Genomic DNA, 14845 nt, shown 5'->3' with positions numbered 1-14845 from the left:
GTTACACTCGCCCGGCTGTAAGAAAGATCATGTTGACGGGGTGAATTCCATCCGATGAGCGACGCCGGCACGAACCAGTTGCATGCTGACGACGTCCAGGAGACTTCCGCCGGCCACGGCCGGCACCGTGGTGAGGTCTCCACGCACGACGGCGAGACGGCTCCGCGCGGTCGCCACCGCAAGCCGGTGGCGGAGACCGAGCAGACCGAGACGGCGGCCTGACGAAACGTCAGTGCCCTGAACAGCGAACGGCCCCACCCCTGATATGGCGGGCGGGGCCGTTCGGCGTTCCTCAGCCGCGTTTCAGTCCCAGCACCTCCGCCGCCGCGAAGGTCTCCCCCTCCGGCCGGTCCGCGTAGTACGGCCCGAGGACGGCGTCCAGTTCGTCGTACGTGAAGGTGTCCTGCTTGCTGTCGAACTTGGCGGCGACCCGGGGTCGTTCGACGACGGCGACCATCCCGCCGTGCACCACGAGGAGCTGCCCGTTCACCCGGGCGGCGGCGGGCGCGGCCAGATAGCCGACGAGCGGGGCGACATGCTCGGGGGCGAGCGGGTCGAGGCCGGTGCCACAGGCGCCCTCGACGCCCGCGAAGACGTCCTCGGTCATCCGGGTGCGGGCGCGGGGACAGATCGCGTTGGCCGTCACGCCGTACTTGCCGAGGGCGAGGGCCGTGGAGGTGGTGAGGCCGACGATCCCGCCCTTGGCCGCCGCGTAGTTGGGCTGCCCGGCGGAACCGGCGAGGAACGCCTCCGAGGAGGTGTTCACGATCCGCCCGTACACCGGCGCCCCGGCCCGCTTGGACCGCTCCCGCCAGTGGGCGGCGGCGTACCGGGTGGTGTTGAAGTGGCCCTTGAGGTGCACCCGGATTACGGAGTCCCACTCCTCCTCGGCCATCGAGAACACCATGCGGTCGCGCAGGATGCCCGCGTTGTTGACGAGGATGTCGAGCTTGCCGAACGCGGCGACGGCCGACTCGACCAGTTCGCCGGCCTGCCGGAAGTCGGAGACGTCACCGGTGTGCGCGAGGGCGGTTCCGCCCGTCGCCCGGATCTCGGCGGCGACCTCCTCGGCGGGCCCGGCGGAGGCCTCGCCGCTGCCGTCGCGGCCCGGCTGCCCGTAGTCGTTGACGACCACGGCGGCGCCGAGCCGGGCGAGTTCCAGCGCGTCGGCCCGGCCTAGCCCGCGGCCCGCGCCCGTGACGACGGCGGACAGTCCCTGGAGAGGCAGCGTCATGGTGGACGTCCTCACATCTCGATGCAGGTACGCAGGGCGGTCCCGGTCCGCATCTGGTCCAGGGCCTCGTTGACGTCGGCGAACGGGACCCGGTGGGTGATCAGGCCCGCCAGGTCGACCCGGCCGGCGCGCCACAGGGCGATGGTGCGTTCGTAGGAGCGCAGGACGTCTCCGCCGCCGTACATGGAGGGGAGTATGCGCTTCTCGTCGAAGAACAGCTCGAACATGTTGAGCTGGAGGGAGTCGTCCATGGCGCCCGCGCCGACCACGACGAGGGTGCCGCCGCGCCGGGTGGTGTCGTACGCGGTCCGTGCCGTGGCCGACTTGCCGACGACCTCGAAGACGTAGTCGAAGCCCTCACCGGCGGTGACCTGCTGCTTGGCGTCGGGGAGTTCGTCCGGGGAGATCGCTCTGGTGGCGCCGAACTTGAGCGCGCTCTCTCGGCGGGAGGCGATGGGGTCGACGGCGACGATCTCGGCGGCGCCCCGCAGCCGGGCGCCCTGGATCACGGAGATGCCGACGCCTCCGCACCCGATGACGGCGACCGACGAACCGGCCTCCACGTCGGCGGTGTTGAGCGCGGCGCCCAGCCCGGTCGTCACGCCGCAGCCGATGAGCGCGGCGATGTCGAACGGCACGTCGTCGGGTATCGGCACCGCGCAGCCGGCGTCGACGACGACCTCCTCGGTGAAGGTGCCGGTGCCGGCGAAGCCGAAGACGTCCCCGCCGGGGCGCTTGAAGTTGGGCGTGCCGGCGTTCATGAACCCGGCGAGGCACAGTTCGGTCTGGCCGCGCTTGCAGGCGGGACAGGCGCCGCAGGCGGGCAGCCAGCAGACGACGACCCGGTCACCGGCCTTCAAGTGGCCTACGCCCTCGCCGACTTCGAGGATCTCCCCCGCTCCCTCGTGCCCGGGCACGAACGGCGCGGGCTGCGGCAGCACCCCGCTCATCGCGGACAGGTCCGAGTGGCACAGCCCCGTGGCGCGCACCCTGATCCGCACCTTGCCGGGTCCGAACCCCACCGCCTCGACGTCGTCGAGGACCTCCAGTTTGTCCTGGCCGATCTCGTGCAGTACGGCTGCGCGCATGGTGCGGCTCCCCTCGTACGGCGTGCTGGACTCGACATCGTTGTGGACTCAGGTGTGTTCGACGATGGTGTCGGCGAGGACGGGCGCGTCCTCCCGCTCGGCGGCGCTGACGGCCACGCGTGTGGACTCGGGCTGGTGCCACATACGGATCCGCAGGGTCTCCCCCGGGTACACGACTCCGGCGAACCGGGTGGTGTACGTCCGCACCCGGGTCACATCCCCGTCGAGGAGGGTGTCGACGACGGCCTTGAGCGTGATGCCGTAGGTGCACAGCCCGTGCAGGATGGGCCGCTCGAATCCGGCGACCTTGGCGAACTCGGGGTCGGCGTGCAGGGGGTTCCAGTCGCCGGAGAGGCGGTAGAGGAAGGCCTGGTCCTCGCGGACGGGCCGCTCGACGATCCGGTCCGGCTCACCGGCGGGCGGGTCGAGCCGGGCGGAGGGGCCGCGGTCGCCGCCCCAGCCGCCCTCGCCCCGGATGAAGATCTGGGCGTCGTTGGTCCACAACGGGCCGTCGGCGTCGCCGACTTCGGTCCGCAGGACCAGGACGGCCGCCTTGCCCTTGTCGTACACGGCGGCGACCCGGTTGGTGGCGGTGGCGGTGCCCGTCGCCGGGAGGGGCCGGTGGAGGACGAGGCTCTGGCCGCCGTGCAGGACCCGGGCGAGGTCGACCTCGATGCCGGGCATGGACAGCCCGCCGGTCACCCCGGGCTTTCCGCCGCCCGCGACCGTGGCGAAGCTCGGCAGGACGTGCAGCCGGGACTCCAGGGTGTAGCGCAGCTCGTCGGGGTCGGTGGCGGGGGTGCCCGCGCCGATGCCGAGGTGGTAGAGCTGCACGTCCCTGTGGTCCCAGGTGATCTCGCCGGTCCGGGGCTCGGCGGCGAGCGCCTTGGCTGCGTCGATGGGCATGGGGCTCCTGATCGCCGTGGGAAAGGGCCTCGGCATCGCCGTGGAAGAGACCTCGGCACGGCCGTCCGCACCGTCGGCCGCACCGAGGCCGTCTGGGACCGAACTGGAACGCGTTCCAGTCCTGCGACCTCTGTATAGCCCAGGCCCGCGGAGTTGTGAAGCCTCCTGACGTCGTGTCAGATGCCGGGGTTCCGGGAGGGCGGACACCGGTGACATTCGTCCTGCCGGACTCCGTACAACCGCCTCTGCCGCCGGGGGCGGCGGATCCGTAGCGTCACCGACATGACCACGAGCGGAGGCGGGGACATGTCCTGGACGAGCAAGGTCGGGTGCCACGTCGAGGCGACACGGTCGGCCGCCCGGCAGGCCAGGAAGCACCGGCGCCGGCACGCCACGGACACCGAGAGCCCCGGCCCGCCGCCCAGCGGTTTCACGCTGCTGCCCTGGCTGCTGATGGGGATGGGCGCGTTCTCCAACCTCTTCCAGGACCGGACGACGGACCCGTGGATCGGCGGGCTGGGCCTGTTCGGGTTCAACTCGCTGTACATCTACGTGGCGTTCCGCGCCTTCGACCGGGAGAAGCGCGAGGCCCTCTCCACGCGGGTGGCGCTCGCGGTGCTGGCGGCCGTGACGTGCGCGCTCGGCGCGGGCTACGGCGGCACCTGGCTGCTGTTCTTCCCCCTGCTCGGACTCGCCACGGGCGCGGCCTTGCGGCTGTCGCATCTGCGGCCCGCCGGTACGGCCGTGGCGGTGCTGGCGGGTGCGGTGTCCTGCTACCACGACGGCTGGGGCGGCCTCGACATCGCGTACGCCACATGGATCTCGGCCATGGTGACGGCCGCGATCATCCGGCTCTCCGAGGCCGTACGGGAGCTGCGCGCCGCCCGTGAGGAGCTGGCCCGCCGGGCGGTCGAGAAGGAACGGCTCCGTTTCTCCCGGGACCTGCACGATCTGCTCGGGCACACGATGTCGGTGATCGTCGTGAAGTCGGAGGCGGCCCGCCGCCTGGCCGCCCGCGACCTGGACGCGGCGCTGGCCCAGATCACGGATATCGAGGCCGTGGGCCGCCAGGCCCTGACGGAGATCCGCGAGGCCGTGACGGGCTACCGCCAGGGCAGCCTCGACACGGAACTCGACCGCGCGCACTCGGTCCTGACGGCGGCGGGCATCGCCCTGACCGTGTCCCGCACCGGCCCACCGCTCGGACCGCAGACCGAGGCCCTGCTGGGCTGGGTGGTGCGGGAGGCGGTCACGAACGTCGTACGGCACAGCGGGGCGGAGCGTTGCGACATCGCGCTGGCGGGGGTGGACGGGGAGCGGGTGCGGGTGCGGGTGTCTGTGGTCGATGACGGGGTGGGGGTGGTTGCTGAGGGTGGCGCGGTCGGTGGTGAGCTCGGGGCCGTGAGCGGGCCCCGGGGTTCCGGTGGACTCGGCGGCACGGGGCTTACCGGGCTGACGGAGCGGCTCGCGGTGGCGGGCGGATCGCTGACGGCGAGGCCTCGGGCCAAGGGCGGATTCGCGGTGACGGCGGAACTGCCGCTCGATGTCGAGAGGGCGGATACGCGCGCGGCGGTGGCGGAAGCGGTGTGACGGGTTCGCTGTCCGGCGGTCGCGGAACCGACGCTATGGGTTCGCCGCCCGGCGGTGCCGGAATCGGCGTGACGGTTCGCCGCCCGGCGGTGGCGGAACCGGCGTGAGCCTTCGCCGCCCGGTGGTGGCAGCACCGGCGCCACGGTTCGCCGCCCGGCGATGCGGAACCGACGTGACCGTTCGCCGCCCGGCGGTGGCGGCACCGGCGTGAGCGTTCACCGCCCCGGCGGCAGGCGCCCCCGCCGCTCCCTCCGCCCGCCGGAGGCAGGCAGGCCCCCTCCGCCCACCGGGGGCAGGCCCCCTGCCGAAGAACACCCCCGTGTACGTTGGCCGACGGGTCGCGCCGTATCTCGAGGCGTGGGCAACTGCTGGGGGAAATGGGGCACATGGGACGCGTCGCTGTCATCACCGCGCCGAACATCGGGTATCGCAACACCGGGATGCTGACCGTCGACTTGGCGTTCGAGTCGCTGCGGCGGCGGATGGCCGCCGAGGGCCACGAGGTGGAGGCCGACTGGTTCACTCTGCACACGCCGGAGACCGTGCCGCTGCGGGAGTGCGCGCGAGGCACCGACTTCCCGTTCCGCTTCCGGCCGCTGGCCGAGCACCTCGACACGCTCCGCGACCATGACGCGGTCGTCTTCTGGGGCGACTTCCTGCACACCCGGCACTATCTGGCACAGGACGCGACGAACCGTCTGCTCGACTTCGGTTTCGCCGCGGACCGGGACGCCGCCCGGGCCCTGCTGAACCGGACCCTGCTCTTCGCGGACCAGCCCGACGAGCTCCTCGCGCGGACCCTCAGCTACGGCGGCACCATCCTGCACAACACGCAGTCCGACTACGAGGACAAGGAGTACGGCCCCCTGTTCTCACGTCTGGTGACGCGAGGCCACCGCACCTGGGTGCGTGACCCGCTCTCCGCGGCGAAGATCACGCATCTGCGCGGGGACCGTACGACCGACCACTTCGGTTCGGACGCGGCGCTGCTGTCCCGCCCCGGCGACCTCGACCACCTCCCCACCACCGACTGGTCCCGGTCCCTCCCGGAGGGCGGGGCGATCGGTGTGTTCCTCGGCGCCAGGACGCCCGTCCCCGACTGGCTGCCCGCCGCCTGCCAGGACCTGTCCGACCGCCTGGGCGCCCCGCTGGAGTGGCTGCCCTGGTTCGACCGGGACGTCCCCGCGCCGCTCGGTCACATCGCGGCCCGCCCGGGCAAGCACACCATCGGCGACCTGGTGGCGGTGCTGCCCCGCTACCGGCTGGTCATCACGGACACCTACCACCTGGCGGTCAACGCCTGGGGCGCCGGCACCCCGGCGGTGTGCGTCGGCGCGCCCGAGCCGACGCCGAAGACCCACGACGACTACCTGACGCTGAGCGATGTGAAGAAGCACGTCTTCCACATGGCCTACGACGCGACGGACTTCTACCTGTCCACCCACGCACCGCACGAGCAGACCGTCGACCGCGTCGTGCGGCTCGTGGAGGGCGGCGGAGCCGACGCCGTGGCGACCCGCGTCCGCGCGCACGCCGATCATTCTGCGGCGGCCTTCACCGAGACGCTGACCTCGCTGCTCGGCTCGCCGCGGCCTGTCCGGCCTACCCTGGGCGCGTGACCGACAGACCCGTCCGCGTACTGCTCGCGGAGGACCAGGGCATGATGCGCGGCGCGCTCGCGCTGCTGCTCGGCATGGAGGACGACATCGAGGTCGTTGCCCAGGTGGCGGCGGGTGACGCGATCCTGGACGCGGCGCTCGCCCACCGCCCCGACGTCGCCCTCCTCGACATCGAACTCCCGGGCAGGAGCGGCCTGGACGCCGCCGCCGACCTGCGGACCCGGGTCCCGGACTGCCGCGTGCTGATCCTCACGACGTTCGGCCGGCCCGGCTATCTGCGCCGCGCGATGGAGGCGGGAGCCACCGGCTTCCTCGTGAAGGACGGCCCCGTCGAGGAACTGGCCGCCGCGATCCGCCGTGTCCTGGCCGGTGAGACCGTGGTGGACCCGGCCCTCGCCACCGCCGCGCTCAGCGCCGGGCCGAACCCCCTGACCGGCCGCGAGAGCGACGCCCTCAAGGCCTCGGCGGACGGGGCGACCGTCGCGGACATCGCCGCCCGGCTCCATCTGTCGGAGTCGACCGTCCGCAACTACCTCTCCTCCGCCATCGGCAAGACGGGCACCCGCAACCGCATGGAGGCCCTACGCGAGGCCCGCAGCCAGGGCTGGCTCTGAGGGGTCCTGCGCCCCCGCCCGGCGGAACAGGGCCGTCCACAGGAAGCTCTCCCCGAAGTACGCCGACTCCTGCGGCTCGTCCCGCATCCGCCGCAGTTCTACGTCGGTGAGCCCCGAGAAGATCCCCCGCAGCGACTCGGGCGTGTACGCGAGCCCGCCCCGCAGTCCGCCCGCCTCCCGGTAGAAGTCCGCGTCGGACAGCTCCGACCCCATCCCTCCGGCCCCGGCGGCGAAGCAGGTGAGGCCGAACAGGCCCCCGGGCGCCAGGACGTTCTCCAGCAGGGCCCGATAGCTGATCCGCCGGTGCGGGGGCAGATGGTGGAAGCAGCCGGAGTCGTAGACGAGGTCGTACGGCCCGGTGAGTTCCGTACCGGCGAGGGCGAACGCGTCGCCGAGGTGGAACCGTACGCCCTCCACCCCTGCCTCCCGGGCGCGCTCCCCGGCCCATGCGACGGCCGCCGGGGACAGGTCGACGGCGTCCACCTCGAAGCCCCGGGCCGCCAGATACAGCGCGTTGCGCCCCGGGCCGCACCCGAGTTCCAGCGCGCGGCCCCCGCCGGTCTTCCCTTGCTCCACCCAACTCGCCAGGTTCTCGTCCGGCTTCGCCACGAAGAACGGCACCGGCCGGGAACGGTCGGCGTAGAACCCGTCCCACCAGTCGGCACCCCGGTCCGTCCATCGATCGGCCTCGGGTGCGAACAGCCCGTCGAGCAGGGCGAGTACGTCGTCGACGGTGCGCATGTTCCGGTCCATCCGGCCCCCTTCCGCGTCCGCCAATCGTACGCCGGGATCCATCAAAACCCCAGGTCAGAGCAGGTTTTCGGGCGTCGGCGAAACGCCGTCCACGGCCCTCAGCGCCGCCGGAACACACCCCGCCGACGCACCCCTTCACCCCCGGCCCGATACAGCGGCGGAACACCGTCCAGGGGCCTCGAAGCCCCCTTCCCGGGCCACGCGACCCGCCCTGATTTCCACCGCCCGGCAGATGGCAGACGTCCGGCCGCCCTACCGTTCCCCCGCACTCCGCGGCAGCCAGACCCACATCAACAGCACGCCCGCGACCAGCACCCCGATCCCCACCCGGAACGCCAGCGCGTAGCCCTCCGTCAGCGCCGCGGGCGACTCGCCGCCCGCCGTCCGGGCCGCAGCGAGGGTGGACAGGACGGCCAGGCCCAGTGAACCGCCCATCGTGCGGGAGGTGTTGACGAGGCCGGACACCAGACCGGCCTCACCGGGGGCCGCGCCGGACGTGGCCAGGGCGGCGAGCGGGGTGGACGCGAGGCCCGCGCCGAACATCATGAGGAGGCCGGGGACGAGGATCGCCGTCGCGTAGGAGCCCTCGGCGGTCATCGTGGACTGCCAGCCGAAGCCGGTCACGGCGACCAGCGTGCCCAGCACCGCCACGGTACGAGGGGCGGCCGCCCGCATCAGCCGGGGCGCGAGCTTGGAGCCGAGGACGACGGCCAGGGAACTCGGAGCCAGGGCCAGCCCGGCCTCCAGGGGCGTGTACCCCAGGACGTTCTGCGCGTACAGGGTCATGAAGAACCACATGCAGAACATCGCGAAGCCGCACAGGAACATCGCGACGTTCGCGGACGCCACCGACCGCAGGCGCAGCAGCCCGAGCGGCATCAACGGGCTCGCGGTACGGGCCTCGACCGCGAGGAACAGGGCGAGCAGCGCGAGCCCGGCGAGCAGCGGCAGCAGCGTGGCCGCCGCCGTCCAGCCCTCCGCCTCCGTCTGGGAGATGCCGTAGGCGAGCGTGCCGAGCCCGGTCGTCACGAGCAGCGCGCCCGGCAGGTCGAGGCGCCGCCGGTCGCCGGCCCGGGCCTCGACGAGGAACCAGGCGGCGGCGCAGAGCACCACGACGCCCACGGGCACATTGATCAGCAGCACCCAGCGCCAGTCCAGCGCCTCCACCAGGAGCCCGCCGGCCAGACCGCCCGCCGCGCCGCCGGCGCCCCCGACCGCGGTCCAGGTCCCTATCGCCCGGGCCCGGGCCGGGCCCTCCGGCACGGCCGAGGTGAGGATGGTCAGCGTGGAGGGCGCCAGCACCGCCGCGCCGAGCCCCTGGGCGGCCCGGGCGACCAGCAACTGCCAGTCGTCCTGCGCCAGTCCGCCCGCCGCCGAGGCCAGGGTGAACACACCGAGTCCGACGAGGAACATCCGCTTGCGGCCGTAGAGGTCTCCGGCCCGACCGCCGAGCAGCATGAACCCGGCGAAGGCGATGGTGTAGGCGTTCACCACCCACTGCAGGCCCTGCTCGCTCAGCCCGAGCCCGGTCCGCATCGAGGGCAGCGCCACGTTGACGACGGACACGTCCAGGACGACGAGGAACTGCCCGGCACAGGTGAGCGCCACCACCAGCCAGGTGGGCGGCGACGCGGCACGGCGAGGTGTTCGGGTCCTTTCGGCGGCTTCAAGCATGGGTGTCATGCTCTCAACCGCTTCATGCTCATGGCATCGGGATTTCGGCCTAGGGCTTGCGACCGCAGACCTAGGCCCCCGCCCCAAGAGATGGTCAAGAATTCGTTAGAGTGCCGAAGCAACGGAATAGTTGCCTACGCATACAAGTTCAGGCACCACGTAACCATGTAACCCCGCCCTGGAGGCCCCCCTCAATGACGCAGACGACGACAGAACGCCCCGCCGGCAGAGCGAGCGGGGCCGTGGTCCCGGTGCTCGCCTTCGCGGGCATCGTTGTCGCGGTGATGCAGACCCTGCTCGTCCCGGTCATCAAGGATCTGCCGCAACTGCTGGACACCGACCCCGGCAACGCGACCTGGGTCCTGACCTCGACCCTTCTCTCGGGTGCGGTGGCCACCCCGATCATGGGCCGCCTCGGCGACCTGTTCGGCAAGCGCCGCATGCTGATCCTCAGCCTCGCCGTCATGGTGGCCGGCGCGCTGCTCAGCGCCCTCACCAGCGATCTGCTGCTCATGATCACCGGCCGTACGCTCCAGGGCTTCGCGATGGGCGCCATCCCGCTCGGCATCGGCCTGATGCGCGACATGCTGCCCCGGGAACGCCTCGGCTCGGCGATGGCCCTGATGAGCTCCTCCATAGGCGTCGGCGGCGGCCTCGCCCTGCCCGCCGCCGCGCTGGTCGCCCAGCACGCCGACTGGCACGCCCTCTTCTACGGCGCCGCCGGCCTCGGTGTGCTCTCCATCGTCCTCACCCTCCTCGTCGTACCGGAGTCCCCGATGCGCGCCGAGGGCTCCTTCGACCTGCTGGGCGCGCTCGGTCTGTCCGCCGGTCTCGTGCTGTTCCTGCTGCCGATCACCAAGGGCAGCGACTGGGGCTGGACCTCCGGCACCACGCTCGGCCTGTTCGGCGCGGCCGTGGTCGTGCTGCTCCTGTGGGGCGTGATGGAACTGCGCCTCAAGGCCCCCCTGGTGGACCTGCGCACCACGGCCCGCCCGGCCGTCCTCTTCACCAACCTCGCCTCGATCATGGTCGGCGTCTCCTTCTACGTCGTCTCCCTGGTCCTGCCGCAGCTGCTCCAGCTGCCGACGTCCACCGGCTACGGCCTCGGCCAGTCGATGGTCGTCGCGGGTCTGCTCGTCGCGCCGCTCGGCCTGACGATGATGTTCACGGCGCCCGTCTACGCCCGGCTGTCCGCGAAGTACGGCCCCAAGGTCACCCTGATCCTCGGCCTGCTGATCATCGCGATCGGCTACGGCGCCGGCCTCGGCCTGATGAGCGCCGCCTGGCAGAGCCTGGTCATCTCGGTGCTGCTGGGCGCGGGCATCGGCCTGGCCTACTCCTCGCTGCCCGCGCTGATCGTGGGCGCGGTCCCGGCGTCGGAGACGGGTGCGGCGAATGGCCTCAACACCCTGATGCGTTCCATCGGCACGTCGGTGTCGAGCGCCGTGATCGGCATGGTGCTGGCCAACACCGCGAACCACGTCGGCGGCGTCGCGATCCCGACCATGCACGGCTTCCGGGTCTCCTTCCTGATCGCCACCGCCGCGGTCGCGGTGGGCCTGGTCCTGGCCCTCTTCCTGCCCGGCCGCCGCCCCGCCGCCCACCCGCAGCTGCGGGCCAGCAGCGAGGAGGACGCCAACCTGGAGCACGCCGAGGCGGTCCTGCGCGGCTTCCGCGGCCGGGTCCTGGACGCCGACGGCGCCCCGGTCGCCCGCGCCAAGGTCACACTGATCGACCGGCGGGGCCGCCAGGCCGGCGCGACCCTCTCCGCCGAGGACGGCAGCTACGCCCTCACCGTCCCCGCCCAGGGCTCCTACGTCGTGGCCGCCCGCGCCCCGGGCCACGCCCCGCTCGCCTCGTCCGCGACCCACACGGGCGACGACCGCCCGGTCGACCTGGACCTGGACCTGCCGAGCAGGACGGTCCCCGCCTGACCGGCCCGCCGCTCCCCTACTCACCGGTACCCCCTGTCGCCCGTCGGCAGGGGGTACGGCAGCATGGCGCCCACAACCGTCGTACGACCGGAGGGAACCCCATGCCGCCCGCGGCCCCGAAGCCCGAGATCCTGGCCGCGTTCGAGGCGGCGAAGGGGTTCATGCCCGTGGACGAAGGGCTGGCCCTGTACGCGGCGGCGGTGGAGGCCGGGGGGCTGGGGCTGCCGTTGCTGGAGGTCGGGACGTACTGCGGCCGGTCCACGATCCTGCTCGCCGACGCGGCCCGGGAGGCCGGGGCGGTCGCGCTGACCGTCGACCACCACCGCGGCAGCGAGGAGCAGCAGCCGGGCTGGGAGTACCACGACCCCGAGACGGTCGACCCCGAGCTCGGCCTGATGGACACGCTGCCCACGTTCCGCCGCACCCTGCGCGGGGCGGGCCTGGAGGACCACGTGGTGGCCCTGGTCGGCCGCTCCCCGCAGATCGCCGGGTTCTGGCGCACGCCCCTGGCCCTGGTCTTCATCGACGGCGGCCACACCGACGAGCACGCCAACGCCGACTACGAGGGCTGGGCGCCGCATGTCGCCGAGGGCGGCCTGCTCGTCATCCACGACGTCTTCCCGGATCCCCAGGACGAGTTCACCGGCCAGGCCCCGTACCGCGTCTACCTGCGCGCTCTCGCCTCCGGCGCGTTCACCGAGGTCTCGGCGACGAACTCCCTGCGTGTGCTGCGGCGCACGGGGCCGGGCGTCTGAGAGCGGGCGCGGCCGGGTGCAGGCCGGGGCACTGCGCCCCCGGCACCCGGCGGCGACGGCGGGACGCCTGCCTGCACCGGGCCCGGGCCGGATGCCGGGCATCCATGGAGCGGGCGGCCGGCTGAGCGCCGGGCGTCAGCGAGCTCGACGACTTGACGCCGGGCCCCGGGTGTCCGAGGAACTCGACGGCCGGGCGGCCGGCCGGTCCCCGGGCATCCGCAGAGCGCGGCGGCTGGCCGGGTGAACCGGGCCCCCTCCGCACTCTCCCGGTCGGCCCACGGGCGGCGTGGCGCGTCGGCGGGGGACGGCCGCTGTTCGAGGATCCGGCCGCGTGGCACACACCATCGCATTCGCAGAACTCGTGGAGAAGCAGCGCGCGGCGGACGAGGCGCACGCCCGTATGCGAAAACTGCGGGACGCCTACGGTCCGCCCACCCAGACCAAGTGGAGCGACCAGCAGACCACGACGTGGGAGACCGCCTGGCGCGCCTGGCGCGACCTCGCCCGCGACGTCCAGGCGGCGCTGACGGCGTACGCGAAGCAGGAGGACACACCCCGCCAGGAGATCGAGGCGGAGGTGAAGGAGGCGGTACGCCGCGAAGACCCCGACGGAAACGGCAGCTAGCCACCACCCGCCCGGCCGTGCTCGGCCCACGGACGGCCTGGGCGGGCGGCTAGGGTGAGGGACGTGTCGTACGTAGGCCCGGACTTCGAACCACCCCAGCCCCGCCGCTCCCGCCGCGGCCCCCTGACCGTCGCGCTCGCCGCGCTGGTGCCGGGGGCGCTGCTCGGCTGGCTGGTGTACGAGACCGTGGGCGGCTCGGGGGACGGAGACGGCTCGGGTCAGGCGACCGTGCGGTCCTCCCCGCCGGCCGCGTCGAGCCCGCCCGCCGAGGACGCCACGGACGAGGCCACCGACGACGCGACCGACGACGGCAAGAAGCCGGGCGCCGATCCCACGCCCACCGCGTCCGGCCCACTCAAGGGCAAGGTCGTCGTCATCGACCCCGGCCACAACCCGGAGAACTTCCAGCACCCGTCCGAGATCAACCGCAAGGTGAACATCGGGACGAACTGGAAGGAGTGCGACACCACGGGGACGTCCACCAACGACGGTTACACCGAGGCCAAGTTCACCCTGGACGTCGCGCACCGGATGCGCGCGCTCCTCGAAGCGCAGGGCGCCACGGTGAAGCTGACGCAGGACGCCGACCGGCCGTACGGCCCGTGCGTGGACGAGCGGGCCCGGATCGGCAACGAGGCGAAGGCCGACGCCGTGGTCTCGATCCACGCGGACGGCTCGGGCACCGGCAACCGCGGCTTCCACGTCATCCTGCCCGGCGCGGTCCACGCCGGCTCCGCGGACACCCGCGCCATCGTCGCCCCCTCCCGCGACCTCGGCGAGCGCGTCGCGGGCCGCTTCGTCGCCGTCACCGGCAACGCCCCGTCCAACTACATCGGCGACGGCTCCGGTCTCGTCACGCGTAAGGACCTGGGCGGTCTCAATCTGTCAACGGTTCCGAAGGTGTTCATCGAGTGCGGCAACATGCGCGATAGCAAGGACGCGGCGTTGTTGACCAGTGGCGCGTGGAGGCAGAAAGCGGCGCAAGGGATCTCTGAGGGAATCGTGAGTTTCCTGCACGGGTAGTTCTCGACGGGCGGATCCCGGCGGACACCCTGACAGGGCGGACGATAGTGTCTCCCTACGATGAGGGGCCACCCCCGCGCTTCACACAGGGGCCTGACGGCGACATGGTGACAGCGACGCCTCTACCGACGATGAGACGACCTACGAAGGACCTGAAGTGAATATCCGCTCCCTCACTCGAGGCGATGGCGTGGTGCTCGGAGCAGCGGTGTTGCTCTTCATCGCGTCGTTCCTCGACCTGTACTCCTTCGACGATGTCCCCGACAGCGTCGACCTCCCCATGCTGTGGGGCAGCGGCCCGGTCGTGTTCAGCGTCGTGCTGGCCGGAGTCATCGGCGCCGCGCTGGTCGTCGTGGCCCGGGGCCTGCCGCAGGTCCCGAAGGTCGCCGGCCTCGACCTCGGCCAGTTCGGCGTCGCGTTCACGGTGTTCGCCGCGTGGAGCGCGCTCGGCAACATCGTCGACGTACCGGGTGGCTTCGACAACATCGGTGACAACGCGAGCGAAGGCGCCCCGAGCCCCGGCATCGGCATGATCCTCGCGCTCGTCGCGACGCTGCTCATGGCCGCCGCCGCGATCGCCACCCCCCTCGTCCCGGCGCTCAAGGGCGCCCTCCTCCCGGCCCCCCGCCCGGCCGCCCCGCAGCCCTACGGCGCTCAGCCCCCCGGTGGCTACGGCTACCCGGGCGCGCAGCAGCCCGGTGGCTACGGTCACCCGCAGCCCGGGCAGCCGGGTCAGCCCGGGCAGCCGCAGCAGGCGCAGCCGTTCGGCGGGCAGCCTCAGCCGCAGCAGGCGCAGGCGCCGCAGGCTCCGGCCGGGGACTTCTCGCCGTTCTGGTTCGCGGTGCCGGTGCCGCGTCCGCTGTTCGCGGAGGACGGTTCGCCGACGCCGATCGCCGAACTCGCCCCGGGTACCTGGTACCTGGCCGTCGAGCAGCGCGGTCCGGCCCTGGTCGCGCAGACGCAGGACGGCCGCCGCGGTGTCCTCCAGGACACGTCGGGCATCCAGCGCGGCTGAGCCCACGGCCCCTTT

Annotated in this window: 14 protein-coding genes; 9 read left to right on the top strand and 5 right to left on the bottom strand. The window is 72.7% G+C overall.

The features are described 5' to 3' along the window. The first annotated feature begins 54 nt into the window (after window positions 1-54). Window positions 55-222, top strand: coding sequence for a hypothetical protein (locus NNW99_RS27260; protein WP_215121810.1), 168 nt, complete (start codon window positions 55-57; stop codon window positions 220-222). A gap of 70 nt (window positions 223-292) precedes the next feature. On the opposite strand, the gene NNW99_RS27255 is transcribed toward NNW99_RS27260, so the two are convergent. From NNW99_RS27255 to NNW99_RS27245, 3 genes are read right to left on the bottom strand one after another with little or no spacing between them, the layout of a single operon-like run. Next, entirely contained in the window at window positions 293-1234 is a 942-nt protein-coding gene (locus NNW99_RS27255) for a 3-oxoacyl-ACP reductase (RefSeq protein WP_215121809.1), read from the bottom strand. 11 nt (window positions 1235-1245) lie between these two features. After that, window positions 1246-2322 (bottom strand): Zn-dependent alcohol dehydrogenase, encoded by a 1077-nt coding sequence (locus NNW99_RS27250; RefSeq protein ID WP_215121807.1) that lies wholly within the window; start codon window positions 2320-2322, stop codon window positions 1246-1248. A gap of 48 nt (window positions 2323-2370) precedes the next feature. Next, complete coding sequence (locus NNW99_RS27245) at window positions 2371-3228, bottom strand: MaoC/PaaZ C-terminal domain-containing protein (protein ID WP_215121806.1); 858 nt, start codon at window positions 3226-3228, stop codon at window positions 2371-2373. Window positions 3229-3534: 306 nt separating this feature from the next. Between NNW99_RS27245 and NNW99_RS27240 the strand changes: the two genes are divergently transcribed. From NNW99_RS27240 to NNW99_RS27230, 3 genes are all read left to right on the top strand, one after another. Then, the gene (locus NNW99_RS27240) at window positions 3535-4818 is read left to right on the top strand and encodes a sensor histidine kinase (protein ID WP_215124479.1); all 1284 of its coding nucleotides are present in this window, start codon (window positions 3535-3537) and stop codon (window positions 4816-4818) included. A 386-nt stretch (window positions 4819-5204) separates the two neighbouring features. Then, entirely contained in the window at window positions 5205-6437 is a 1233-nt protein-coding gene (locus NNW99_RS27235; protein ID WP_215121804.1) for a hypothetical protein, read from the top strand. Then, the gene (locus tag NNW99_RS27230) at window positions 6434-7051 is read left to right on the top strand and encodes a response regulator transcription factor (RefSeq protein ID WP_215121803.1); all 618 of its coding nucleotides are present in this window, start codon (window positions 6434-6436) and stop codon (window positions 7049-7051) included. Before NNW99_RS27235 ends, NNW99_RS27230 begins: the two co-directional genes overlap by 4 nt. Here the strand turns inward: NNW99_RS27230 and NNW99_RS27225 are convergent. Together NNW99_RS27225 and NNW99_RS27220 are read right to left on the bottom strand one after the other, a co-directional pair. Further along, complete coding sequence (locus NNW99_RS27225) at window positions 7019-7804, bottom strand: class I SAM-dependent methyltransferase (RefSeq protein ID WP_215121801.1); 786 nt, start codon at window positions 7802-7804, stop codon at window positions 7019-7021. The genes NNW99_RS27230 and NNW99_RS27225 overlap by 33 nt on opposite strands. Window positions 7805-8056: 252 nt before the next feature. Beyond that, window positions 8057-9487 (bottom strand): MFS transporter, encoded by a 1431-nt coding sequence (locus NNW99_RS27220; protein ID WP_215121799.1) that lies wholly within the window; start codon window positions 9485-9487, stop codon window positions 8057-8059. A 185-nt stretch (window positions 9488-9672) separates the two neighbouring features. Here NNW99_RS27220 and NNW99_RS27215 point away from each other — a divergent pair, with 185 nt between their 5' ends. The 5 genes from NNW99_RS27215 to NNW99_RS27195 all read left to right on the top strand — a co-directional run bounded on the left by NNW99_RS27215 (window position 9673) and on the right by NNW99_RS27195 (window position 14830). Continuing rightward, window positions 9673-11412 (top strand): MFS transporter, encoded by a 1740-nt coding sequence (locus NNW99_RS27215; protein ID WP_215121798.1) that lies wholly within the window; start codon window positions 9673-9675, stop codon window positions 11410-11412. 101 nt (window positions 11413-11513) lie between these two features. After that, a complete protein-coding gene (locus NNW99_RS27210; protein WP_215121797.1) occupies window positions 11514-12167 on the top strand; it encodes a class I SAM-dependent methyltransferase in 654 nt (217 codons plus the stop codon). A 331-nt stretch (window positions 12168-12498) separates the two neighbouring features. Further along, a complete protein-coding gene (locus NNW99_RS27205) occupies window positions 12499-12792 on the top strand; it encodes a hypothetical protein (protein WP_215121795.1) in 294 nt (97 codons plus the stop codon). Between the two features lie 63 nt (window positions 12793-12855). Then, complete coding sequence (locus NNW99_RS27200) at window positions 12856-13815, top strand: N-acetylmuramoyl-L-alanine amidase (RefSeq protein ID WP_215121793.1); 960 nt, start codon at window positions 12856-12858, stop codon at window positions 13813-13815. Window positions 13816-13972: 157 nt separating this feature from the next. Next, window positions 13973-14830, top strand: a complete 858-nt coding sequence (locus NNW99_RS27195) for a DUF5336 domain-containing protein (protein WP_215121792.1) — start codon at window positions 13973-13975, stop codon at window positions 14828-14830. Window positions 14831-14845 lie beyond the last annotated feature (15 nt).

This window comes from Streptomyces sp. CRCS-T-1 (assembly GCF_024442335.1).
GTDB lineage: Bacteria > Actinomycetota > Actinomycetes > Streptomycetales > Streptomycetaceae > Streptomyces > Streptomyces koelreuteriae.
Note: the sequence above shows the minus strand (reverse complement) of the source record. Positions and strands in the feature narration are given on the sequence as shown.